Origin of the sequence: Komagataeibacter rhaeticus, from assembly GCF_011611525.1 — a bacterium.
Lineage (GTDB): Bacteria > Pseudomonadota > Alphaproteobacteria > Acetobacterales > Acetobacteraceae > Komagataeibacter > Komagataeibacter rhaeticus.
This window is the reverse complement of record NZ_CP050139.1, coordinates 343,605-367,182: the sequence shown is the minus strand read 5'-3', so window position 1 is coordinate 367,182 and position 23,578 is coordinate 343,605. Positions and strand designations below refer to the sequence as shown.

24 protein-coding genes, 1 tRNA gene and 1 pseudogene are annotated in these 23,578 nt (G+C 65.1%); 15 read left to right on the top strand and 11 right to left on the bottom strand.

Translation table 11 applies throughout. The features are described 5' to 3' along the window. Nucleotides 1-78: 78 nt before the first annotated feature. The 3 genes from GWK63_RS01710 to GWK63_RS01700 are packed head-to-tail and all read left to right on the top strand — an operon-like array spanning nucleotide 79 to nucleotide 2,812. The gene (locus GWK63_RS01710; protein WP_007398814.1) at nucleotides 79-822 is read left to right on the top strand and encodes a (Fe-S)-binding protein; all 744 of its coding nucleotides are present in this window, start codon (nucleotides 79-81) and stop codon (nucleotides 820-822) included. Then, nucleotides 819-2,228 carry a lactate utilization protein B gene (locus GWK63_RS01705; protein ID WP_007398813.1) on the top strand — a complete coding sequence of 470 codons (1,410 nt, stop codon included), beginning with the start codon at nucleotides 819-821 and terminating at the stop codon, nucleotides 2,226-2,228. The genes GWK63_RS01710 and GWK63_RS01705 overlap by 4 nt, the downstream gene beginning before the upstream one ends. Beyond that, a complete protein-coding gene (locus GWK63_RS01700; RefSeq protein WP_034927182.1) occupies nucleotides 2,225-2,812 on the top strand; it encodes a LutC/YkgG family protein in 588 nt (195 codons plus the stop codon). Before GWK63_RS01705 ends, GWK63_RS01700 begins: the two co-directional genes overlap by 4 nt. A gap of 44 nt (nucleotides 2,813-2,856) precedes the next feature. On the opposite strand, the gene GWK63_RS01695 is transcribed toward GWK63_RS01700, so the two are convergent. The 3 genes from GWK63_RS01695 to GWK63_RS01685 all read right to left on the bottom strand — a co-directional run bounded on the left by GWK63_RS01695 (nucleotide 2,857) and on the right by GWK63_RS01685 (nucleotide 7,135). Beyond that, entirely contained in the window at nucleotides 2,857-3,126 is a 270-nt protein-coding gene (locus tag GWK63_RS01695; RefSeq protein WP_007398811.1) for an HU family DNA-binding protein, read from the bottom strand. A gap of 353 nt (nucleotides 3,127-3,479) precedes the next feature. Further along, nucleotides 3,480-4,904, bottom strand: a complete 1,425-nt coding sequence (locus GWK63_RS01690) for a calcium-binding protein (RefSeq protein ID WP_007398809.1) — start codon at nucleotides 4,902-4,904, stop codon at nucleotides 3,480-3,482. A gap of 167 nt (nucleotides 4,905-5,071) precedes the next feature. Next, nucleotides 5,072-7,135, bottom strand: coding sequence for an NAD(+) synthase (locus GWK63_RS01685; RefSeq protein ID WP_039999192.1), 2,064 nt, complete (start codon nucleotides 7,133-7,135; stop codon nucleotides 5,072-5,074). A gap of 129 nt (nucleotides 7,136-7,264) precedes the next feature. On the opposite strand from GWK63_RS01685, the gene GWK63_RS01680 reads away from it, so the two are divergent. Further along, nucleotides 7,265-7,441 carry a DUF1328 domain-containing protein gene (locus tag GWK63_RS01680; RefSeq protein ID WP_007398807.1) on the top strand — a complete coding sequence of 59 codons (177 nt, stop codon included), beginning with the start codon at nucleotides 7,265-7,267 and terminating at the stop codon, nucleotides 7,439-7,441. Here GWK63_RS01680 and GWK63_RS01675 read toward each other — a convergent pair. From GWK63_RS01675 to GWK63_RS01645, 7 genes are all read right to left on the bottom strand, one after another. After that, nucleotides 7,395-7,883, bottom strand: coding sequence for a disulfide bond formation protein B (locus GWK63_RS01675; protein WP_007398806.1), 489 nt, complete (start codon nucleotides 7,881-7,883; stop codon nucleotides 7,395-7,397). The two genes, GWK63_RS01680 and GWK63_RS01675, sit on opposite strands and share 47 nt — an antisense overlap. Nucleotides 7,884-7,909: 26 nt before the next feature. Continuing rightward, nucleotides 7,910-9,262: an alpha,alpha-trehalose-phosphate synthase (UDP-forming) gene (locus tag GWK63_RS01670; RefSeq protein WP_007398805.1), complete on the bottom strand. Its 1,353-nt coding sequence runs from the start codon at nucleotides 9,260-9,262 to the stop codon at nucleotides 7,910-7,912. Then, a complete protein-coding gene (otsB, locus tag GWK63_RS01665; RefSeq protein WP_007398804.1) occupies nucleotides 9,250-10,005 on the bottom strand; it encodes a trehalose-phosphatase in 756 nt (251 codons plus the stop codon). The genes GWK63_RS01670 and otsB overlap by 13 nt, the downstream gene beginning before the upstream one ends. Before the next feature lie 96 nt (nucleotides 10,006-10,101). Next, complete coding sequence (locus GWK63_RS01660; RefSeq protein ID WP_099963269.1) at nucleotides 10,102-10,758, bottom strand: DUF2155 domain-containing protein; 657 nt, start codon at nucleotides 10,756-10,758, stop codon at nucleotides 10,102-10,104. After that, complete coding sequence (locus GWK63_RS01655; RefSeq protein ID WP_007398803.1) at nucleotides 10,755-10,985, bottom strand: hypothetical protein; 231 nt, start codon at nucleotides 10,983-10,985, stop codon at nucleotides 10,755-10,757. The genes GWK63_RS01660 and GWK63_RS01655 overlap by 4 nt, the downstream gene beginning before the upstream one ends. Next, nucleotides 10,982-11,518, bottom strand: coding sequence for an outer membrane lipid asymmetry maintenance protein MlaD (gene mlaD / locus GWK63_RS01650; RefSeq protein ID WP_039999183.1), 537 nt, complete (start codon nucleotides 11,516-11,518; stop codon nucleotides 10,982-10,984). Before mlaD ends, GWK63_RS01655 begins: the two co-directional genes overlap by 4 nt. Nucleotides 11,519-11,577: 59 nt before the next feature. Then, on the bottom strand, nucleotides 11,578-11,946 hold the full coding sequence (locus GWK63_RS01645) for an NADH-ubiquinone oxidoreductase subunit NDUFA12 family protein (RefSeq protein WP_007398801.1): 369 nt from the start codon (nucleotides 11,944-11,946) through the stop codon (nucleotides 11,578-11,580). 255 nt (nucleotides 11,947-12,201) lie between these two features. On the opposite strand from GWK63_RS01645, the gene GWK63_RS01640 reads away from it, so the two are divergent. From GWK63_RS01640 to GWK63_RS01615, 6 genes are all read left to right on the top strand, one after another. Then, nucleotides 12,202-13,761 (top strand): TSCPD domain-containing protein, encoded by a 1,560-nt coding sequence (locus GWK63_RS01640; protein ID WP_172459696.1) that lies wholly within the window; start codon nucleotides 12,202-12,204, stop codon nucleotides 13,759-13,761. 47 nt (nucleotides 13,762-13,808) lie between these two features. Continuing rightward, the gene (locus tag GWK63_RS01635; protein ID WP_007398798.1) at nucleotides 13,809-14,276 is read left to right on the top strand and encodes a RidA family protein; all 468 of its coding nucleotides are present in this window, start codon (nucleotides 13,809-13,811) and stop codon (nucleotides 14,274-14,276) included. 79 nt (nucleotides 14,277-14,355) lie between these two features. Beyond that, nucleotides 14,356-15,510 carry a GNAT family N-acetyltransferase gene (locus GWK63_RS01630; protein WP_007398797.1) on the top strand — a complete coding sequence of 385 codons (1,155 nt, stop codon included), beginning with the start codon at nucleotides 14,356-14,358 and terminating at the stop codon, nucleotides 15,508-15,510. 86 nt (nucleotides 15,511-15,596) lie between these two features. Further along, nucleotides 15,597-16,583 (top strand): zinc-dependent alcohol dehydrogenase family protein, encoded by a 987-nt coding sequence (locus GWK63_RS01625; RefSeq protein ID WP_039999180.1) that lies wholly within the window; start codon nucleotides 15,597-15,599, stop codon nucleotides 16,581-16,583. 170 nt (nucleotides 16,584-16,753) lie between these two features. Next, entirely contained in the window at nucleotides 16,754-18,526 is a 1,773-nt protein-coding gene (locus tag GWK63_RS01620; protein ID WP_099963270.1) for a DEAD/DEAH box helicase, read from the top strand. A gap of 87 nt (nucleotides 18,527-18,613) precedes the next feature. Further along, the gene (locus tag GWK63_RS01615; RefSeq protein WP_007398794.1) at nucleotides 18,614-19,381 is read left to right on the top strand and encodes a hypothetical protein; all 768 of its coding nucleotides are present in this window, start codon (nucleotides 18,614-18,616) and stop codon (nucleotides 19,379-19,381) included. A gap of 80 nt (nucleotides 19,382-19,461) precedes the next feature. Here GWK63_RS01615 and GWK63_RS01610 read toward each other — a convergent pair whose 3' ends face one another. After that, nucleotides 19,462-19,968, bottom strand: a complete 507-nt coding sequence (locus tag GWK63_RS01610; RefSeq protein WP_039999175.1) for a hypothetical protein — start codon at nucleotides 19,966-19,968, stop codon at nucleotides 19,462-19,464. Between the two features lie 307 nt (nucleotides 19,969-20,275). Between GWK63_RS01610 and GWK63_RS01605 the strand changes: the two genes are divergently transcribed. The 5 genes and pseudogenes from GWK63_RS01605 to GWK63_RS17440 all read left to right on the top strand — a co-directional run. Continuing rightward, nucleotides 20,276-20,497: a hypothetical protein gene (locus GWK63_RS01605; RefSeq protein WP_034927156.1), complete on the top strand. Its 222-nt coding sequence runs from the start codon at nucleotides 20,276-20,278 to the stop codon at nucleotides 20,495-20,497. Beyond that, complete coding sequence (locus GWK63_RS01600; RefSeq protein WP_007398789.1) at nucleotides 20,494-21,165, top strand: helix-turn-helix transcriptional regulator; 672 nt, start codon at nucleotides 20,494-20,496, stop codon at nucleotides 21,163-21,165. The genes GWK63_RS01605 and GWK63_RS01600 overlap by 4 nt, the downstream gene beginning before the upstream one ends. 93 nt (nucleotides 21,166-21,258) lie before the next feature. Further along, nucleotides 21,259-23,064, top strand: coding sequence for a translation elongation factor 4 (gene lepA / locus GWK63_RS01595; RefSeq protein ID WP_007398788.1), 1,806 nt, complete (start codon nucleotides 21,259-21,261; stop codon nucleotides 23,062-23,064). 144 nt (nucleotides 23,065-23,208) lie between these two features. Next, nucleotides 23,209-23,299, top strand: a tRNA-Ser gene (locus GWK63_RS01590). Between the two features lie 168 nt (nucleotides 23,300-23,467). Beyond that, a pseudogene (locus GWK63_RS17440) lies at nucleotides 23,468-23,521 on the top strand (hypothetical protein); the annotation flags it as partial. Nucleotides 23,522-23,578 lie beyond the last annotated feature (57 nt).

Sequence of the window (23,578 nt, the reverse complement as noted above, 5' to 3'; positions counted from 1 at the left end):
CTTTCAATATATATTTGACGAAATAACATAGCTTGCGCCACGTTTCGCGCCAATCGTGCTGAGGATGAGTGCCCAACAATGAAAATCGGCCTGTTCGTTCCATGTTATATCGACGCATTCTACCCCGAGGCAGGAATTGCCACGCTGGAACTGCTGGAAAAGCTGGGGCAGGATGTTGAATATCCGCTGGACCAGACCTGCTGTGGCCAGCCCATGGGCAATTCCGGGTGCAATTCGGATGCGGCGGCGGCGGAAGCCCTGTTTGTCCGCAACTTTGCCAAATACGACAAGATCGTCATGCCCTCGGGCAGCTGCACGCATCATGTCCGCGACAATTTCGATGCGATCGAGCAGACGGATGAAGTCCGCCATGTGCGCGAGAATACCTTCGAACTGGTGGAATTCCTCCATGACATCCTGAAGGTCGATGCCTTTCCATGGGCCGAGTTCAACCACACCGTGGGCCTGCACAACAGCTGCGGCACGCTGCGCGCGCTGCGCACGGCCAGCATGTCCGAACTGGGGGAAAAGCCCTTCTCCAAGCCGATGGACCTGCTGGGCAAGGTCAGGGGCATCCGCTTCGTCACCCCCAGGCGGCCGGATGAATGCTGTGGCTTCGGTGGCACCTTCTCGGTCACGGAAGAGGCCGTGTCCTCGCAGATGGGTCTGGACAAGGTGCGCGATCACCACGAGGCGGGAGCGGAATACATCGTCTCGGCCGATTCCTCGTGCATGATGCACCAGCAGGGCTGCGCGGAACGCGCGGGCGTACCCATCCGCTTCATCCATATCGCACAGATCCTGAACGGAGCAGCGCAATGAGCGAACGGCCCGTCAATCACGCCAGGGCGGCGGAACACTTCCTGGAAGACAAGCCCCACCTGCAGTTCCATGATGAACGCCTGTGGGACATGCGCCAGAAGCGCGATGCCCAGATGCACATCCTGCCCGAATGGCAGGAACTGCGCGAGGAGGCTTCGCGCATCAAGGAACACACGCTCTCCCGCCTGCCCGAATACCTTGAGCAGTTCGAGGAAAACGCGAAGAAGAACGGCATCCATGTCCACTGGGCGCGCGACGGGGCGGAGCACAACCGCATCGTAGGCGAGATCCTGAAGGCCCATGGCGCGCACAACCTGATCAAGAGCAAGTCCATGGTCACCGAGGAATGTGACATGCGGCCCTATCTTGAAAAACAGGGCGTGCGCGTGACCGAGACGGATCTGGGCGAACGCATCCAGCAGCTTGATGACCAGCTGCCCAGCCACATCGTGGTGCCCGCCGTACACAAGCTGACATCGGACGTGGCGAAGATATTCGCCAAGGACTACAACACCGACCCGAACATCCGGGACCCGCACCTGCTGGCCGAAGCCCAGCGCCAGGCCGCGCGCCCGGTCATACTGGGCGCCGATTCGGGCATGACCGGCGGCAATTTCGTGGTGGCGGAGACCGGCACCTTTGTCGTGTGCACCAACGAAGGCAATGCCGACCTGAGTGCGACGGTGCCCAACCTGCACATCGCCACCATCGGCATCGAACGCCTCGTGCCGCGCATGGCCGATCTGGGCGTGTTCGTGCGCCTGCTTTCCCGCAGTGCGCTGGGTTCCCCCATCACGCAGTACACCACCCATTTCCGTGGCCCGCAGAAGGGGGGCGAGATGCATGTGGTGCTGGTGGACAATGGCCGTTCCGCCCGCCTGGGGATGGAAGATTTCTGGACCTCGCTCAAATGCATCCGCTGTGGCGCGTGCATGAATACGTGCCCGGTCTACCGCCGCTCTGGCGGGCTGTCCTATGGCGCGGTGTATTCCGGCCCGATCGGCGCGATCATCGACCCCACCTTCAACGAGCGCAAATACAGCACGCTTCCCTACGCCTCCACGCTGAACGGAAGCTGCACCAATGTCTGCCCGGTCAAGATCAACATTCACGAGCAGCTTTACAAATGGCGCCGCGTGCTGGTGCAGCACCATGAAATGCCCTTCGTCAAGCGTGAGATCATGCACATGGCGGGCAAGCTCATGGGCCAGCCCAAGCTGTACCGCGCCGCCATCAAGGCGACCGAGGTATCACTCAGCACCATGCCGCGCTTCGTGCTGTATAACTGGCTGAACCCGTGGGGCAGGCACCGCGAAAACCCCCATCCGGTCAAGCAGACCTTCAATGACTGGTACCGCAAGAACCGCAAGCCCGGCAAAGAGGGTACACCGGAGGCCAAGAAATGAGCGCACGCGACGAGATCCTGCAGGCGTTGCGGGCCAATCGCCCCACGCCCGAAAACCATCCGCTGCCACCGGTCGCAACACTGGGCGACATGGATGCCAGCCGGGAACGCTTCATTGCCAGCCTGAAGATACTGGGCGGCGATGTGCTGGAACCGGCAACACCGGGCGAGACGCTGGATGAAGCCATCGCGCGCCGCCATCCCGATGCGAAGATCATCTGCTCCAACGTGCCCGAAGCCCGTGGCACCCTGCCGGTGGAGAAGATCAGGACGCCGCAGGACGCGGCCATGATTGACGTGACCGTGGTGCGCGCGCCCTTCGGCATTGCGGAGATGGGGTCCATTTTCCTGAGCGAGGCCCAGCTGCCGATCAATTCATTCGCGCATCTGGGGCAGCATATCGTGGTGCTGCTGTCCGCCAGTGAACTGACGGCCAACATGCACACCGCCTACCAGCAGCGGCCGGAATTCCGGTCCGCCAATTATGGCGTGCTGATGAGCGGTCCCTCCGCCACGGCGGATATCCAGGGCGTGCTGATCCGTGGCGCACAGGGCGTGCGCTCACTTTCGGTCTGGTTCACCTGACCCGATGGGCTGCCCGGCATGATGGCCGGGCGGCCTTACCCTATTCAGACCGCCTTTTTCAGGTTCGGACTGGCCTTGAAGCGTACCGTCTTGCCGGCCTTGACCTTAACCGGCTCACCCGTGCGGGGGTTGAGTGCCTGACGCGCCTTGGTTTTCTTGACGGTAAACGTGCCGAATGATGGCAGCGTGAAACCACCCTCACGCTTGAGTTCCTTGACAATGGCCTGAATCAGGTCAGCAGCAGCCTGATTGGCAGCGACGCCGGTACAATCGATCGAATCCTGTATAACGGCTGCAATGAAGGCTTTACTCATCGGAACGGCCTGCTCCCTGCTGGCTAAAAACGACTCTCGAAAATATCCGTGACCCGCATTGGACAAGGGCTTGTGCCATCCTCCGGGCGGGATGGACGCGGCTTGTAACCCGCTGATCGGGGTTAGACCAGCAATTTTTTGTTATCACATAAAAATTCTTGTTGATGTCATCAGCAAGAACGCCATCCATGACAGAAATGCCCGTATGGATGGGCAGAAATGGCCAGTACGGAAAATTCATATCGGAATTGAATCTTTCCGCCTAACAGGCCCGTTCCCCGCCATCAGGCCATCATGACGGGCGGCGTCCCATCCCTGCACGCAGGCAGGGGACGTACCGCCTGCCTGTCTTTTCAGCTCTTGAAATTCTGTACTTTCAGGTCCGTAACACCCACAAAGGTGATTTTGGTGCTGTCACCCAGGCTTATGGTCGTATTGCCCCCGGCAATGGTTGCGTTATCCAGCATGGACTGGATGGTGGCCGGAGTCGCATCAAAGCCGGACAGGTTGACGACATTGGCGGCCGACTTGCCAAAATCCTGGATCAGGTCATTGCCCCCGTCCTTGCCCTTGATGAAGTCGAATTCCGTCGTACCGCTACCGGCCTTGAGCAGGTCGTTCCCCGTTCCCGCCTGAAGCGTGTCCTGCCCGCTGCCTCCAACCAGCGTGTCATTCCCGCTACCGGCCACCGCATAGAGCCTGCCCGTGGACAGGCCGCCATCAAGCGTCTCGTTGCCGCTACTGGCATAATAGGTGGTGGTGCCGGAGGTACTGGCAGTCAGGTCCAGTCCCGCCGTGCCAAAAATGGTGGCATTGCCCCCGGTCACGGTATCGGCAATGCCACTGGCCCCGTTGATGAACTGCAGCGTGCCCGGCACACTGACTGAAATCGTGCTGTCATCCACGCCGGACAGCAGGGCGGAGGCACTGGCCGAAATCGTGTCCCCGCTGCCCCCGGTCACACTCAGGCCGCTATCCGCCGTAATGGAACTGCCGCTGACCGATTCCACCGCCAGGGCCCCGTCACCATTGATGGTATCGGCCAGGCCATCCTGGATGATGTTGACCTGGGCGCCCTCATCTTCAAAAAACGTGGTGTTGACAAAGGCATTGATGGTGGAATGGCTGATATCCTGAACCACTTCGCCATCAATGGCGGTAAGGGTCGTGCCCGCACCGTTAAAGAGCGCCGTGGTACTGCCCGCCGCATCCCAGTCCCCCGTGACCGTGGGCGTGCTGTCAAAGGCATAGACGGTATCGGACCCGGCCATCAGGTTGACGTCATCACTGGGCCTGCCGCTGAAGAACAGCGTATCCCCACCCGCCGCGTCGTAATTCACGCTGCCTGAACCGGCATGATAGTCCACCGTCCCGGCATCGCCATCCACCACGTCGGTGGGATTGCTGCCGCCGTACAGGAAAAGCTGCTGGTCAAGCACGGTGGCGGTGGTGCTGCCGATCTCGACCGCGCGGCCTGTCACGTCATAGCTGCCGCCCGAGGTAATTTCCTGCAGCAGGGGACCGGCCGCATCGTCCATGCCGTAATCAATCCCGGCCACCCCGAGAAGACGCGCTTCCTGAAAGGCACTGTCACTGAAATCACCCTTAAGGGACACGATCTCCGTGCCCGTGACATCCTCATTCACCGCAAACTGGTCAAGCTGGCTCAGCGCGGCTTCTTCCCCAACGGTCTTCAGCGCCAGTATGATGTCGCTGCTATCCGGATTGACATCAAGCGTAAGCCCTGTGGCCCCGGTTACGGTCACGTATCCCATCATGCAATTCATTCCTTCCTGCACGCTGGGGATCAGGCCATGTTACCGCCCCATCGCGCCGCTTCTGTGCCACCGCCCGTGCTGTCGTGACCGCAGCGTGAGCCGGGAAGCTTTCAGGACCGTATTTGTCAGGAATGGGTTAAGAAATTCGGAATCGGACCCCGATTGGTTCAGTCCGTCGGCACGCGGCTTTCAAGCTCCTCCACCCAGATACGGGCATTGCCATCCGATGGCGCGCGCCAGTCGCCACGCGGCGAGAGCGCGCCACCAGCCAGTACCTTTGGCCCGTTGGGCATGGCCGAGCGCTTGAACTGGCTGAAACCGAAGAACCGGTTAAGGAAAACCCCCAGCCAGTGCCGGATTTCCGACAGGGCATAGACCTTCCTGCCCCCTTCGGGGAATCCCGGCGGCCAGTCCCCGCGCGCGGCATCCCCCCAGGCATGCAGCGCCATGAAGGCGATTTTCGAGGGGCGGAATCCGTAACGCAGCACATGGAACAGCGTGAAATCATGCAGCGCGTAGGGGCCGATAAGCGATTCCGTGCTCTGCACCGCCTGCCCCGCCGTGGCGGGCACCAGTTCGGGCGAGATCTCGGTGGCAAGGATGGCGTCCAGCACGGTACAGGTCCGCGCCGTCTCCCGCCCATGGGCCATGACCCAGCGGATCAGGTGCTGGATCAGCGTCTTGGGCAGCCCGGCATTGACGTTGTAATGCGCCATCTGGTCACCCACGCCATAGGTACACCACCCCAGCGCCAGTTCCGACAGGTCACCCGTGCCAATCACGATGCCACCGGACTGGTTGGCCAGGCGGAACAGGAAATCGGTGCGCAGGCCCGCCTGCACGTTCTCGAACGTGACATCATACACGGCCTCCCCCCCGGCAAAGGGATGGCCCATCTGTTCAAGCATGAGGCGCGCTGCGGGGCGGATGTCAATCTCATGCGCCTGCACGCCAAGGGCGGCCATGAGTTCATGCGCATTGTCGCGCGTGCCGCCGCTGGTGCCAAAACCGGGCATGGTGTAGCCCAGCACCGCCTGCCGCCCCAGCCCGCATTCATCGGCCGCACGCGCCGCGACCAGCAGGGCATGCGTGGAATCCAGCCCGCCCGAGACCCCGATCACCAGCGTCTTCGCCCGCGATGCCAGTACCCGCCGCTTCAGGGCGGTAACCTGGATGGTAAAGGCTTCGTAGCAGTCCTGGTCCAGCAGCGCCGGATCGCTGGGCACGAACGGAAAACGGGGGATGGCGCGCTTCAGGCCCAGATCGGTGGACGGCGGGCTCAGGACCAGTTCGACAGACCGCCACTCCGCCGCCGCCGCCACATGGGCGCGGTTATCGGCAAAGGTGCCCATGCGCAGCCGTTCCTGACGCAGCAGGTCCAGATCCACATCCGCCAGCAGCGTGACCAGCCCGGTGGGAAAGCGCGCGCTCTGCGCCAGGGTCACACCGTTTTCAAAGATCGAGGCCTGCCCGTCCCATGCCACATCGGTGGTGGATTCACCCTCCCCCGCCGCGGCATAGACATAGGCGCACAGGCAGCGTGCGGAATGGGACTGGCACAGCAGCGTACGCGTACGCGCCTTGCCCACCGTGATGTTGCTGGCGGACAGGTTGGCAATGACCGTGGCCCCCGCAAGGGCGGCATGGACGGCGGGTGGCTGGGGCACCCACATGTCCTCACACAGTTCAGCGGCGATCACCAGTCCGCGCACGCCCCGCGCCCTGAACAGCAGGTCGGTGCCAAACGGGACCGCGCGCGCCCCCAGCATGATATGCCCGCCCCGCAGCCCGGCCCCGGCGGTGAACTGCCGGGCCTCATAGAACTCACGGTAATTGGGCAGGTAGGACTTGGGTATGACACCCACGATATGCCCGTCATGCAGGGCAATGGCGCAGTTGTACAGCGCGCCTTCCCATACAACCGGCGCCCCGACCAGCACCAGCGGCAGCAGGCCCGCCGTCTGCCGTGCAAGCCAGGCCGCCGCTTCCATGACCTGATCCAGCAGCACGTCCTGCTGGCGCAGGTCCTCGATCGCGTAGCCCGACAGGCCCAGTTCGGGAAACACGGCCAGCACCGCCCCCGCCTGATGGCAGGCCACGATTCCTTCGTGGATGCGGCGGGCGTTTTCCATCGGGTCGGCCAGCGCAACGGGCAGGGTACAGGCGGCCACGCGCGCGAAACCCTGCTGGTACAAACCATGAAAACCAGCCATACCACTGCCTGCCGTCATGTCCGGGTCTCCCGCGCTGCTTCAGCCAAAATAACCATCCGTGATGAACCGGGGCCCATCTGGCGCATTGTTATGGGGCGGATGGCATGCCCCGCCTGTCCCAACCCCTTACCTGAAGGAAACCGGATCATGGACCTGTTACGCTGGACCATCACATTCCTTGTCCTGGCCCTGATCGCCGCGGTCTTTGGCTTCGGCGGCATCTCTGACACCTTTGCCTATTTTGGCAAGGTCCTGTTCTTCATCTTCATCGTGCTGTTCATCCTTGGATTGATTTTCGGCCGCGGCCGCGGAACCTTGTCCTGACCTGCGTTCCACGCCGCACGAAGGGAATCAGCCCAAGCGCGTAAAGACTGCCCAGTGCCGCCATGGAAAGCGGCACGCCGGGCAGAAGATAGGTCGGTGCGTCACACGGCTTGGCGGGACGTGCCGGCATGGATGCCAGACGCTGCGCGAAACTGCCGCCATGGAACGTGGGCGCACGGCATTCGGGCAGCGGGCTGGGCCACCACCCCTGCTCCACCCCCACATGCATAAATCCCAGGCCCGCCGCAACCAGCAGCACCGGCACGCACATGACCACCGCGCCGCGCGCCACGTCACGCGGCAGAACCATGCCAAGCAGCCCGAACCCCACCAGGATACGGTAGGGCCAGCGCTCCCACAGGCACAGCCCGCAGGGCACATGACCCAAGATGTGTTCGCTCCACCACGCGACACCAAGGGCGGCACAACCAGCCAGCACCATCAACAGGGCAGTCTGTCGCATGATGCCTACGACCGCTCCGCGACAGGGGCCGCTTCAAGCGCGCGCAGGAAATCGGCTGCCCAGCTTACCGCCGTGGTGCTGCTGACCTCGCGCTCCAGCGCGCGCCAGCGCGTGCGCCGCTCCGCCAGCCCCATGGTCAGGGCGGCGTGCAGGGCATCGGCAATTTCATCCGGGTCATACGGATTGACCAGAATTCCCTCATCCATTTCCGGCGCGGCACCGGCGAAATGCGACAGGATCAGCACGCCGGGGTTGGCCGGGTCCTGGGCTGCGACATATTCCTTGGCCACCAGATTCATGCCATCGCGCAGCGGGGTGATCAGCGCGGCCTCCGCCCGGCGATAGAACCCGGCCAGCACTTCCCGCGGAAGGGGGCGGGTGATGTAGCGGATCGGTGTCCAGTCGAATTCGGAATAGGCACCATTGATGCGCCCGGTCAGTTCATCCAGCTGGCGGCGCAGCTGGCGGTATTCCTCCACGCTGCCGCGAGAGATCGGGGCCACCTGCAGGAACGTGACCTTGCCCCGATGCTCGGGGTAGCGCGCCAGCAGCGCTTCATAGCCACGGAACCGCTCGGGCAGGCCCTTGGAATAATCCAGCCGGTCCACCCCCAGCACCAGCCTGGCCCCGCGCAGGCTGCCTTCCAGCCGCTCCACTTCCTCGCCCTGCATGCTTTTTTCCGCCTGGGCACGGAATTCATCGGGGTCGATGCCGATGGGAAAGGCCTGTCCGCGCGCGGGCAGGCCGTTGGCTTCCAGCGAATGGTTCAGGTTCTCGGCATCCTCGGGGGTCTGCACGCCCACCAGATCGTAGGCCTGCATGTCCTCAAGCAGCAGTTCGGCGCCGGGCAGCGAGCGGACAAGGCTCCATGGCGGGAACGGAATGTGCAGGAAGAAGCCGATGCGGCAGTTCACCCCCAGGTCACGCAGCGCCTGACCCAGCGGGAACAGATGGTAGTCGTGCACCCATATCACGTCATCGGGCCGCAGCAGTGGCAGCAGCGTGCGGGCGAACATGGCGTTGACCGCCAGATAGGTTTCCCAGTCCGTGCGGGAATAGTTCATCAGCCCGACACGGTAATGGAACAGGGGCCACAGGATGCCGTTGGAGAAGTTCTGGTAAAATCCCTCATACTGCAGCGGTGTCAGGTCGATGGTGGCGTAGGTTACGTTATCGACCCGGTCCAGCCGGGGCACGGGGTCGCCCCCATGCAGCTGCACCTGCTTGCCCGACCAGCCGAACCACAGGGATTCCCCTTCCCGCAGCGCGTCCTTCAGCCCTACGGCCAGACCACCGGCAGGCTGGCTGCGCTCACGCGGGGAGGGGACGCGGTTGGAAACGATGATCAGCCGCCCCATGCGCCGTCCCCCCCCTGAGCCAGTCGGGCCAGCCAGCCACGGAAGGCGGCCGGATCGGGAAAGTCGGCGGGAATGCGGAAACCCGCCCCCCCCAGATGCACCGCCATGCGGATGCCATCCTCATCCGTCACGTCATCCCCGACAAAGATCGGGGAACGCCCGGCAAAGGGTGCCGCCTGCATGAGGGCTTCCACCGCATGGCCCTTGTCTATGCCCGCGGGGCGGATTTCCCACGCCATCTTGGCCGCCTGCACATGAAAGGCGCCGTGCGTGGCCGCCACCCATTCATCCGCGATCCGGCCCAGCGCGTCCCCCGCGTCGGGGGCGCCACGGTAATGCAGCACAAGCCCCGCCTTCTTGCGCTCGACCCGCATGCCGGGATGGGCCTGCGCCAGCCGGTCGGCCTGTTCCAGCCAGGCCGGGGGCACGGGGGGCAGCGGCGCGCGCGCGATGGGCTGGCCCGGTGCATGGCGGATGGCGATGCCATGTTCCCCCGCCACCGCATAGGGCACACCGGGCAGGAAATGGTCGATCTGCTCGATCGGCCGGCCGGATATGACCGCCAGCGCATTGCCACATTTTTCCCGCAGGCGCAGGAGCGTATCGATCAGGCCGGGCGCCACGACCACGGATTCAGGCGTGGGGGCGATATCAACCAGCGTACCATCAAAATCCAGCAGGAATGCCGCGCGGGCGGGCGGAGGCAGCCGATCGAGCGAAGGAAGGGTGGAGATCTTGCTCATGGTTGTTCTAGCCTCCGGCAAAGCTGGGGAATGCGCAAGCCCGGAACCGCGCTGTGCAGACCTGCAGCATTGATACGATATAAATTAAACTGTTTTCTAATGCAGCATCAGCGGGGCGGCCCCTTCATCGGCCGGGTCGGCCGGGGGCACGGGCAGCGGCGGGGAAAGCGGGCGCGCGACAGGCGGCGGCTGGGGCGCCGGTGTCCCACCTGGCGCAGCCGTGCCGGGCACGGGCGGCACGCTGCCATCGGGCAGGGGCGGCGCGCCCGTGCCATCGGGGCCGGCAGCGGGGGCGGTGGCTGGGGCCTGCGCGGCCGCGACACTTAACGGGGGCGGGACGGGGGCGACCGCATCCCCCCCGCAACTGGCAAGCTGCACGTCATAGAGCGGGTTCTGGAACACGCCGGTGGACGGTTCGGCGATGGCCATCCAGCCCTGGAAGGCGGCCATGCCCTCATGCGCGTCATGGACTTCCAGCCATGCGGCACTGTCGGCCGCCAGCGTGGCCGGACGCTGGAGGCATGACGTGGCATGTAGCGTCAGGCTCTTGTAAGGCACATCCTGCCCCACCGGAATCTCGACCTGCTGCACATGCGCGTCCAGCTTGTCCAGCACGCGCACCACGGCAACCGTGCGGCCCTGCCAGGTATCGGGCGGGTACATGGCGGGCGGGGTCAGCCATTCGGCGGCATGGGCGGCACCGGGCAGGGTGGCAAGCACAAGGGCGGGCAGGCAGAACGCGGGCAGCCTCATGCCTTCGGGCTCCGCAGGCCATCCACCACGCCGTGCAGGATGCGCCGCATGGCCCCCTCGTCCACGCCCATTATGATCGCATCCTCGAACGCATCGCGCAGGATGCCCTGCAGTTCGGCATGGTTTTCACGCAGGACCAGCAGCTTGTCCCGGCACGAGACCGGCGTGCCATCGGGCTGAGGCCAGATTTCAGGCATGGTTACGTCATCCGTCCCGTCATGGCTCATGGCGCGGCATCCCCTGCCGGGGCAGCGGGGGTCTGCGCCGCCTTGTCCTGCCGGTTCCTGGTCAGTGTATCGGTGACGGAGAAGATGAACTTGCTCAGCAGCTGCTCCAGGCTGATCGCGCCCTGCGTCTGGCCGATCGTGCCACCGGGGGCGAGCATCTTCTCATCCCCGCCGGGCGAGAGGGCGATGTATTTGCCCCCCAGCAGGCTGTCGCTGGTAATGATGGCCGCCGTATCATCGGGCAGCCTGATATCGGGACGCACGGTAAAGGTCACCTGCGCGGCATAGGTTTTCGGGTCGACCCGTTCCGCCACCACCTGACCCACCGTAATCCCGGCCAGCCGCACGTCGGAACCGATGGACAGGCCATCGATATGGGCAAAGCCCGCGTTCAGCCTGTACCCGGTCTCATGCGTGCGGCCCTTGTCCAGCACCGCATAGGCCAGCATGCCGGCCAGCGCGGCCAGCACGGCAAAGCCCGCAAGAAGTTCCGCTGGCTGGTGGCCCGCGCGCCGTGAAACAGCAGCAACCATGATGGCAATGCTTCCCCAATATCCGATGGCGCGCACCCTAGCAGGTTACGCCACGGGTTTCATCCCTCGGGGTACCATGCCTCATAATCACTGGTGGTAGAAGCCCGCTGGCCACCACGCAGGTCGCTGCCGGGCGGGTGATAGGCCTGTGCCGTCCCGGTCCGGTTGGGCTGCCAGGGCTGCTGCCAGGGCTGGCGCGCGCTCTCGGGCAGGGGGGCTGCGTCCATATGGTGCAGCCAGCCCCACCATTCGGGCGGCACGGCGGACGCGTCCTCCCCCTTATGATAGATGACCCAGCGCTCATGCCGCTTTTCCCCGCCGCCGGTGCGGTTGGGGGTCCGGGCCTCATAATAACACCGGCCATCGGCGTCCCTGCCGACCAGCCGCCCCCTGAAACGGGTATAGATACGGGTGCCTAGATTTGCCATGCCCCAAGCCTAGTCCGCGCGCGGCCGCGCGGTCCACGCGGATATGCGCCCCCGCCCCTCACATCTGCGGGATCGTGGCGTCACGGCAGGGTACCCGCGGGCCATGGCATCCCGATCACGGGAAGTTATCCCCCATATCCACTGTACCCAGTGGGATGTATAGTTGCGACTCCGTCCCGAACGGGTTCCGCACCGCCCCTGCCCCCCGGTAAAACGGAAGGCATGACAGCACGAAGCCACTGGAACGGCGTGCGCATGCGTACCACAGAGGCCGCAGCGGACCCTGACGACACACCCCGTTCCGTTACCCTGCCCGCCGACTGGGATGACACGGCAGCCGAGGCCCTGGCCCGGCTGGCCCCCGGTCATGGTCCCGCAAGCCTGCCCGAGGAAGCGGCGCACTGGATAGATGACCTGTGCACGGGCGAATGCTCCGGCCCGGTCGTCCGCCCCGTGGCGCGGGCGCTGTCGTGCCTGCTGCTCATGCGTCAGGCGGCCCCCACGCGGGACCTGTGGCACGGCCATCATGACCGCAGGCCCGGCTTCGTGGTCAACCTGGCCGCCTTCGTGGAGGCCGACAACAGCTTCATGGCGCGCGACTTCGTGGCCGCCCTGCGGCTGCTGGCACGCGTGCTGCGCGTGATCGCGCAGCAGAAGCGGCACATGTGCAATGGCGAACTGCCCCTGCCCGACCCCACGGGGCAGGCGGCCACGCATCTGCGCGCCGTCCCCCCCGCCCCGCAGCCGGGGCAGGAGCGCCCGGTCATTGCCGGCTCCGTGCTGCTGACCAACCTTGATGCCTGTCTGGCCGGGCTGGGCTTCGATTATGACAGCGAGGCCGGGCGCGACGCCGCGTGCAGCATCGTGGCGCTGGCCACCCTGGTCGCCCATGCGGGCGAGGGCGCGGACGCCATGCCGCTGCCCCCCGTGCGCAGCATCCTGCCCGGTGTCAGCCAGATCGCACGCAGCGTCTGGCAGGAGGCCGCCGTGGAGACCGACCAGCCCGCGGCACGGGTGGAAACCGGGTTTTCCACCCCCGGCCCGATCGATGCGCTGCTGGGCGTGGAAGCCTGCGGCCTGGCCCCCGTGTTCTCGCCACTGCGCGCCGACGGGCGGCTGGCCACAAGCACGCTGGCGCGCCTGGCCTGCCGTGGGCTGACCCTGGAAGCCGCCTTTGCCGCGACCCTTGCGGGTGAAAACGTGCTGGCCCTGCCCGGTGCGGCCTCCCATCAGGCGATGCACCGCGCGCTGAGCGGCTTCGTGGACCGCGCCCCGCCACGCCCCGACGCCACGCGTGACGTGCTGGCCACCCGCGCGGGGCTGGAGCGCGGCGTGCGCCGCCCGCTGCCCGCCCGCCATGGCGGCTTTACGCAGAAGGCCAGCGTGGGCGGCCACCGCCTGTTCCTGCGCACGGGCGAATACGCCGATGGCGCGCTGGGCGAGATCAGCCTGACGCCAACGCGCGAAAGCCCGATGGTGCGCGGGCTCATGGACACGCTGGGCCAGGCGGTCAGCATCGGACTGCAGTACGGCGCGCCGCTGGAAAGCTATGTCGAGGCCTTCGCCTACACCCAGTTCGGCCCCGCCGGCACGGTGGAGGGCGACCCGGTTGCGTCCTATGCCACATCCATGCTGGACTATGCCTTCCGGGCGCTGTCCGATGCGTATCTGGGGCGCAGGCTGCCCGATGCCCCGCATGAGGACATGATGGCGGACAGTCCCGCCCCCATGCTGCCACTGGACCTGCCCCGGTCCGGCAATGATGATGGCGATGACACGCCCCCACGGCGGCGCGGGCTGCGCCTGGTCGGCTGACCGGCCACGCAGGCACCCGCCCCCGAGACAGTAAAAAGGACGACCCGATGCCCGACACCACGCCCGAACAGCGCCTCAAGCAGCTTGGTATCATCCTGCCCACCCCCGCCGCCCCGGTTGCCAATTATGTGGGGGCCGTGATCAGCGGGTCATCGCTGGTCGTGTCCGGCCAGCTGCCGCTGGTTGATGGCAAGCTGCTCACCACCGGCAAGCTGGGTGGTACCGTGCCGGTGGAACTGGCGGTCGAGGCCGCGCGCTACAGCATGATCAACGTGATCGCACAGGTTAAGGCCGCCCTTGGCGACCTGTCGCGCGTGAAGCGCGTGGTGCGGCTGGGCGGCTTCATTGCCTGCACGCCGGACTTCACGCAGCATGCCAGTGTCATGAACGGGGCATCCGACCTGGCGGTGGCGGTGTTTGGCGATGCGGGCCGCCACGCCCGCTCCACCGTGGGCGTGCCCTCGCTGCCGCTCGATTCGGCGGTTGAGGTCGAGGGCCTGTTCGAGATCGGCTGAACACGGATGTAACACCACATGGGAGGGAGCCAGTCATGACCCCAGCACGCCATCCCGCCGGTATCACGCGGCGCCCGTCATGACCGGCACCACCATGATCCTGCACCGCAGGATTGCCGAAATCCCGGCACGGGAATGGGATGCCTGCGCGGGTGATGCCAATCCCTTTGTCAGCCACGCCTTCCTTTCGGCGCTGGAGGACAGCGGCTCCACCGGCCCCGCCACGGGCTGGCTGCCCCAGCATCTTGCCCTGCGCGATGGCGCGGGCCAGCTTCTGGCGGTGGCCCCGCTTTACGCCAAGAGCCATTCCTTTGGGGAATACGTGTTTGACCAGCAATGGGCGCAGGCCTTCACGCAGGCGGGCGGGCAGTATTATCCCAAGCTGCAGGTGGCCGTTCCCTTCTCCCCCGTGCCGGGGCCACGCCTGCTGGTAGGCGACGCACCCGATGCCGATGCCCGCCGCCTGCTGGCCGGCCGTGCGCTGCGGCAGGCCTGCGGGGAGCTGGATCTCTCTTCCGTCCACATCACCTTCTGCACGGAGCATGAACAGGCGCTGCTGGGGGAAAGTGGCTGGCTGTCCCGGCTGGGCGTGCAGTACCACTGGGATAATGACGGCTACACCGGTTTTGATGATTTCCTCGAAGCCCTCGCCTCACGCAAGCGCAAGGCCATCCGGCGTGAACGGCGCGACGCCAATGCCTGCGGGCTGACCTTCCATACCTATCGCGGCACGGAGATTACCGAATCCCTGTGGCAGGATTTCTACCAGTTCTACCTGTCCACCGTGGACCGCAAATGGGGCAGCGCCTACCTGCAGCCCGGATTCTTTCCCCTGCTGTCGGAACGGCTGGGGGAGCGGGTCGTGCTGATGATCGCCCGCAGTGAGGGCGTGCCGGTGGCCGGTGCGCTCAACCTCATGGGGCGCGATACGCTATATGGCCGCAACTGGGGGCGGCTGGCGGGCCATGACTGGCCCTTCCTGCATTTCGAACTGTGCTATTACCGCGCCATCGACTTTGCCATCGCGCACGGGCTGAAGCGGGTGGAAGCGGGCGCACAGGGCGAGCACAAGCTCCAGCGCGGCTATCGCCCCTGCCTGACCCATTCCGCCCACTGGATCAGCCACCCCGGCCTGCGGGCGGCGGTGGCCGAATTCCTGGGGCAGGAACGCGCGGCCATCATGGCCGGACTGCCGGCCCTTGATGCGCTGACCCCCTACCGCTGCGGGTCGTGAACCCGTGATGATACAGGTCATGCCCCCTGTGGCTGCGGGCATGGTAGCATGGGGTGACAGGCACCCTGCCACTAAAGGAGCGGACCATGTACGCAATGCGACTGCTTGCCCCCCACACCCCCCTGCAATGGACCGAACTGCCCGACCCGCAGCCGGGGCCGGGGCAGATCCGCGTCAGGGTAGGGGCGTGTGGCGTCTGCCGCACCGACCTGCATGTGGTGGATGCGGACCTGCCCTTTCCCGGCCATGCCCTGACGCCGGGGCACGAGATCGTGGGCCGGATCGATGCGATCGGCCCGAATGTGGAAGGGCTGCACATGGGCCAGCGCGTGGGCATCCCGTGGCTGGGCCATACCTGCGGCTGCTGCCATTACTGCCAGACCGAGCACGAAAACCTGTGCGACCACCCGCTGTTTACCGGCTACACGCGTGATGGCGGCTACGCCACGCTGGCGGTGGCCGACGCGCATTTCGCCTTCCCCCTGCCCGATGGCGATGACGACGTGGCCACCGCGCCCCTGCTGTGCGCGGGGCTGATCGGCTGGCGCTCGCTGGTCATGGCGGGGAAGGAGGCGCGCAGCATCGGGCTGTACGGCTTTGGGGCTGCGGCCCACATCATTGCGCAGGTGGCGCTGTGGCAGGGGCGCTCCGTCTATGCCTTTACCCGGCCGGGCGATACGAAAACCCAAGACTTCGCCCGCTCGCTGGGCTGCACCTGGGCTGGTGGTTCGGACGAAATGCCACCCGAGCAGCTGGATGCCACCATCATCTTCGCCCCCGTGGGCGCGCTGGTGCCCGCGGCGCTGAAGGCCGTGCACAAGGCCGGGCGCGTGGTCTGCGCGGGCATTCACATGAGCGAAATCCCCGCCTTTTCCTATGACCTGCTGTGGGAGGAGCGGCAGATCGTGTCGGTTGCAAACCTGACCCGGCAGGACGGGCTGGACTTTCTGGAAATCGTGCCCCGGGCGGGAATCCGCACCACGACAACGCCCTATCCGCTGCGTGACGCCAACAGGGCACTGGATGACCTGCGCCACGGCCGTTTTGAAGGGGCAGCGGTGCTGGTGCCCTGATTGCCCCGCCCGTGCCGGGGTAAAATACCCCGCCTGGTTATTATTTCTGGCTTTTGGGGCAATCATTCTTTATGGACCGGCGTTCTCCCTGACGCATGAACACGGGCCGGCGGCCAGTTTCCTTCCTGCGTCGCCCATGTTCTTCATGCTTTGTCCGGATTGCCCGATACATGCCGTTTCCTGAAACCCACCCCGCCCTGCAACGCGCGCTGGACGAGCGTGGGTACGATAACCCGACCCCCGTCCAGAAAGCTGTCCTGGATGTCGCCGCCGAAGGGCGTGACCTGCTTGTCTCCGCCCAGACGGGTTCCGGCAAGACCGTTGCCTTCGGCCTTGCCATGGCCGACACCCTGCTTGGCGGGGCCGAGCATTTTGGCCCGGCGGGTCCGCCGCTGGCCGTGATCATCGCGCCGACGCGTGAACTGGCCATGCAGGTAACCCGTGAGCTGACGTGGCTGTACGCACCGGCCGGCGGGCGCATCGTCTCGTGCATTGGCGGCATGGACGCCCGGCGTGAAGCCCGGGCGCTGCAGCTTGGCGCGCATATCGTGGTCGGCACGCCGGGACGGCTGTGCGACCATCAGTCCCGTGGCCGCCTGGACATGTCGGACCTGCGCGTGGTCGTGCTGGATGAAGCGGACGAAATGCTCGACCTGGGCTTCCGTGACGAGCTTGAGCAGCTTCTGGACGCCATGCCCAAGACGCGGCGCACGCTGCTGTTCTCGGCCACCATCGCCAAGGAAATCGCATCGCTGGCGCGCCGCTACCAGAACGACGCCGTGCGCATCGATACCCTGTCGGGCGCCAAGCAGCATGCCGATATCGAATACCGCGCCGTCGTGGCCGATGCGCGGGAACTGATCCCCGCCGTGGTCAACGTGCTGCGCTATACCGACAGCCAGACCACCATGGTGTTCTGCGCCACGCGCGAGATGGTACGCCACATGCAGGCGGCACTGGTCGAGCGCGGCTTCTCCTCGGTCGCCCTGTCGGGTGAACTGGGGCAGAACGAACGCACGCGCGCCATCGACAGCCTGCGCAAGGGCCAGGCCAATGTGTGCGTCGCCACCGACGTGGCCGCCCGTGGCATCGACATACCCGCGCTGGCGCTGGTGGTGCATGCCACCCTGCCCACCGATCCCGCCACCCTGCTGCACCGTTCGGGCCGCACGGGCCGCGCGGGGCGCAAGGGCGTATGCGTGCTGATGGTGCCCATGTCCCAGCGCCGCCGCGCCGAGCGGCTGATGCAGGGGGCCAAGATCACCGCCACATGGTCCGGCGTGCCCACGGCGGCTGAAATCCGCGCCAGTGACGCCAGGCGCCTGCTGGCCGATCCGGTGCTGAACCAGGACGTGGCGGAAGCCGACAACGAACTGGTGGGCCAACTGGTGGAAGGCCGCAGCAGCGAGCAGCTTGCCGCCGCGCTGCTGCAGATGTACCGCGCCCGCCTGCCCGCGCCCGAGAACGTGCGCCACATCACCCCCGATGCCCCACGCCCCGTGCGCGAGCGCCCCGAACGTGATGGCAGCCCCCGCCCCCCGCGTGAAAGCTATGGCAGTGGCGAGCCAGGCGCATGGTTCGCCATGAATGTGGGCCGGCAGGAAAAGGCTGATCCCAAATGGCTGATCCCGCTGATCTGCCGCCTGGGTGGCGTGCGCAAGGCGGATATCGGTGCCATCCGCATCAACGATACCCAGACCCTGTTCGAGATCACGCCGGAATCGACCGAAAAATTCCGCTCCTGCATCGCCGCGATCGAGAATGACGAGGTGCAGATCTCCCCCGCCAGCGCCCCGGCAGGTGGCCCGCCGCGCCGCAGTGGGCCGCCGCGTGGCGGTCGCCCGTTCGCCCCGCGCAAGCCCGGCGGCGCGGGACGGCCCGGTGGGTTTGGCGGGCCGCCGCGCGGGGGTGCGTCCTCCCGCAAGCGTCCGCCACGCGCCTGACAGATCGCCTCCGGGCACACCTTCCCCGCATGCCCGGCCCCGCGCCGGGCATGTGTTTTCCAATCGGCTGCAAACACAGGTTTCCCCGTGCCTGATTTCCGCCTTTTCCTTTGTGGCCTGTCAGGCCTGCTTGCCCTTGGCGCGTCCACAGCCCTTGCCGCGCCGCAGGCCCCCGACACGGCGCTGGCGCGGGAACTGGCCATGACGGCCGGGCAGTACGCACCCGACACCGGCCTGTTTGAAAAAGGGCCACTGGCCACGAGGCTCCGGCAGGAACTGGGCGCGCGCTACGCGACTTTCCTGTCAAACATGGAAGTGGCGGGACCATTGCAGCCCGCGGGCGACCTGCTGTTCATCACCGGCAACCGGCAGCACGAAGGCGGCAGCCGCATCGCCTGGCTGCTGACCGACCGGCAGGGCGTGAACATGACGGTGGGGATTCTTGATCCGGGGCGGCTCGATCTCCTCACGACCGGTCCCACACCACTCACCAAACCTGCCGACATCCGCGCCATGCTCGAAAACATGGGCGTGGTCGCCCCGCTGTGCAATCCGGCGCAGGACCTGGCACCGGGCCGGCGGCTGCACTGGCATGCGCGGATGGGACAGGACAGGACCTGCATCTACCGCGTGGGCCTGCACCGGGGCGAACAGGTGACGGCGCGACTGGAACCGGCGTCATCCGGGCTGGACATGCGGGTCATCGACCCGCATCCCGCGACAGCCATGACAGGCCCCGTACAGTCGTGGTACGTGCCGGAGGATGACCTCTATCTCGTGCAGGTCACGCAACGGCCACAGGCCAAGGCGGCCGGCCCGCGCGCCTTCAGCCTGAGCATAAGCGCGCGGCCATGAAAAAAGCCCGTTACCACCGGGGTAACGGGCCATGCCACCGACGTGTTCCCTGCCGGTCTGGCCGGCAGGAACACGAGATGCTACTGGTTGCCCTGCTGGCTGCCGCCACCGAGGAAACTGTCGATGTTCGAACGGGTGCCTTCCTTGAGATTATCCCAGCGCTGACGTTCCTGGCTGCCCGCGTTGCGCAGGTCGTTCAGCCGGTTCTTCGGTGCGTTGCGGATCGCGTCCAGCCGGTCACGACCGTTCTGGATCTTGTCATCAACGCGTGAGCGCTGGTCCGCCAGCTTCTGCTCGGCGTTGTCACGCGCGCTGTCCCACCTGCCAACCGTATCCTGCTTCATGTCGTTGACCCGGTTGTCATAGCCCTGCCGCAGGTTCTGCTCGCGATTCTGTACGTTCTGGTCCACGTTGTTGCGATAGGACTGAAGCCGGTTGTTGGCACAGTCCCCCGCCTGCGCCGCGCGGTCGAGCACATCCCAGCCGGGTGCGTTCTGGCTGCTGCAGTCAGCCGCCATTGCGCCGGCCGCCCCGGTAATGGTGGCGGCAGAAACGGAAAGAGCAAGAAGATATCTGCGGAATTTCATGGACACAACCTTGGTCAAAGGGGTTTTCTACCTGAATGCTGCGTAAGCCTGTGGCAGGGATCGGTCAAAAATATGACAATGCGCGACCATCCCGCGCTGGATATAGGGATCAATTGCTGAAAAACGTAACGCGCCGCGCACATGCCACCTACCATTCTGATGCAGGCAATGCCGCCCCGCGTGGTGGACATGCCGCAATAATGCCACTATGTGACAGGAGCAAGCATATCCGCCACATCTATCCAACCCGGCTGGCAGTAACATCATGCGATGGTGGTCATGCTGTCCCCTGTTTCCTGGCGGTCCCATGTGGAATGAACCTTATCTTGAATCCTGCTGCCGCTCCGCGCTGCACCGGCTGAAACTAAGCGGGCAGGCCGGCCGCCCCGCGGGCGTGGGGGATGCGCCATGCCTGCACCGGCTGGAAGGCATGGGACTGGCCAGCAGCAGCGGGGATGACCAGCGCTATACAATCACCACACAGGGCCATGCACGCCACAGAACGGAAATACTGAAACAGCCGACATGATCAGCCATGACGACATCTGGCGCGCCATCGACCGCCTGGCCGCCGAACGGGGGCTGACCCCCTCCGGCCTGGCCCGCGCGGCGGGACTGGACAGCACGACCTTCAACCCCTCCAAACGGATCACGCCTTCGGGGCGGCCGCGCTGGCCGGGCACGGAAAGCCTTGCGCGCACGCTGTCGGCCACCGGCATCTCCTTCGAGGGCTTCAGCCGCCTGCTGTCGGGCCATCACGACCCCGAAACCACGAACAGGGCACATCATTCGCACCTGAAGATCGCGCCCTTTTCCCAGCTTGCCCATCCCGAACTGTTTGATGAAACCGGACTGCCCGAAGGCGAACGGTGGGAGAAATGGGAATTCCACGGCATGGCGGACCACCATTCCTATGCCGTGCATGTGGATTGCGACACCATGGAGCCGATCTTTCGCAAGGGTGGCACGCTGGTCGTCTCCCCCACCGCCGCGATCCGGGTGCATGACCGGGTGCTGCTGCATACCCCGCAGGGCACGGCCTGCTGCGGCATGGTGACGGAGCGCTGGCATGATGCACCGGCCACCGCCCCCGTGCACGAACTTGTGCGCATAAAGGGACTTGCCGCCATAGAGGGGGAGGAAATCATCGTGGATGGCGCGACCCGTATCCACCGCATCACGATGGCCTGCATGTAACCTGCCCCGCCGCCCCGGCAGGCATGCGGATATTTTGCATGCGGGCCGCAGGTAGCGGCTGACTTTCTCCCGATTTTCAACTATGTCTCGCCCATGACCGACACGCCCCTCTCCCTGATCCGCAATTTCTCGATCATCGCGCATATCGACCACGGGAAATCCACCCTGGCCGACCGCCTGATCCAGGCCTGCGGCGCGCTGACCCAGCGGGAAATGACCAATCAGGTCCTGGACAACATGGACCTGGAACGTGAACGCGGCATCACCATCAAGGCGCAGACCGTGCGCCTGACCTACCCTGCTGAAGACGGCAGGACCTATGTCCTGAACCTGATGGACACGCCGGGCCATGTGGATTTTGCCTATGAGGTCAGCCGGTCGCTTGCCGCGTGCGAAGGCTCGCTGCTGGTGGTCGATGCATCCCAGGGGGTGGAAGCGCAGACACTGGCCAATGTGTACCAGGCCATCGACGCCAACCACGAGATCGTGCCGGTGCTGAACAAGGTGGACCTGCCCGCCGCCGACTGCCCGCGTGTGAAGGAACAGATCGAGGAAGTGGTGGGCATTCCCGCCGATGACGCGGTGGAGGTCTCGGCCAAGACCGGGCTGAACATCGAAGCCGTGCTGGAAGCGCTGGTCAAGCGCCTGCCGCCCCCCACGGGCGATGCCGAGGCCCCGCTCAAGGCCCTGCTGGTCGATAGCTGGTACGACCCGTATCTGGGCGTCATCACGCTGGTACGGGTGAAGGAAGGCCGTCTGAAACGCGGCATGCGCATCCGCATGATGTCCACCGGCGTGGTGCATCTGGTGGACCAGGTGGGCGTGTTCGCGCCGCGCATGACCAATGTGGCCGAACTGGGCCCGGGTGAGATCGGCTACATCAACGCCGCCATCAAGACCGTGGCCGATACCAATGTGGGCGATACCATTACCGATGACCGTCGCCCGGCCGATGCCCCGCTGGCGGGGTTCAAGCCCTCCATCCCCGTGGTGTGGTGCGGGATGTACCCCATTGTGGCCGATGATTTTGAAAAGCTGCGCGACAGTCTGGCCAAGCTGCGGCTGAACGATGCCTCCTTCCACTACGAGGCCGAGACATCGGCGGCCCTGGGCTTCGGTTTCCGCTGCGGCTTCCTGGGGCTGCTGCACCTGGAAATCATCCAGGAGCGGCTGAGCCGCGAATTCGACCTGGACCTGATCGCAACCGCCCCGTCGGTGGTGTACCGCATGCAGCTGACCAATGGCGAGCAGGCGGAACTGCACAACCCCGCCGACATGCCCGACCAGTCCCTGATCGAGAAGATCGAGGAACCGTGGATCCGCGCCACCATCATGGTGCCGGACGAATATCTGGGCGCGGTGCTGACCCTGTGCAGCGAACGGCGCGGCATGCAGGTGGACCTGACCTATGTCGGCAACCGCGCGATGGCGGTCTACCGCCTGCCCCTGAACGAGGTGGTGTTCGATTTCTATGACCGCCTGAAATCGGTCACCCGTGGCTATGCCAGCTTCGACTACCAGATGGACGGGTATGAAGAGAGCGACCTTGTGCGCATCTCCATCCTTGTCAACCAGGAGCCGGTGGATGCGCTGTCGTTCATCGCCCACCGTTCGGCCGCGGAGACGCGCGGGCGCTCGATCTGCGCCAAGCTCAAGGAACTGATCCCGCGCCAGCTGTTCAAGATCGCGGTGCAGGCCGCCATCGGCAGCCGCATCATCGCACGCGAGACCATTGGCGCCATGTCCAAGGACGTGACGGCCAAGTGCTATGGTGGCGACATCTCGCGCAAGCGCAAGCTGCTGGACAAGCAGAAGGAAGGCAAGAAGCGCATGCGCCAGTTCGGCAAGGTGGAAATACCGCAGAGCGCCTTCCTGGCCGCGCTCAAGATGGACCAGTAGGTCGCTGTCATGCCACCTGCCCCGCGCAATCGGGGCAGATGGCATGGGCGTGGCGTTTTCCCCTTGCGCCAATAAAATTTGATGATATGTTCCGCCGCATCGGGAACCACCATCCGCAGGATGGTCTGGAATCCGGTAGCGGCTGGAGAGATGGCCGAGCGGCTTAAGGCGCACGCTTGGAAAGCGTGTGTACGTTAATAGCGTACCGTGGGTTCGAATCCCACTCTCTCCGCCATGTTAACTCATTGAAATCGTTGAAGAATTTTCCATAATCGCTTGGTTGTGATGTGGTGTTCTCCAAAACCCTTCTCCATAACGCCATGGGAGAAGGTAGAGCGTGCTCACCCTTGTCAGAAGCCGTTATCATTTCCGGAGAACTGTCCCGGTCTCCATCAGAAAGGCCATGGGCCAACGGGAAATCTGGATATCGCTGGACACGTCATGCCGACGGACTGCAAAATCTCTTGCCTGTATGTTACAGGGTGAGACAGAGCGCGTTTTTTCAGTGGCAAGG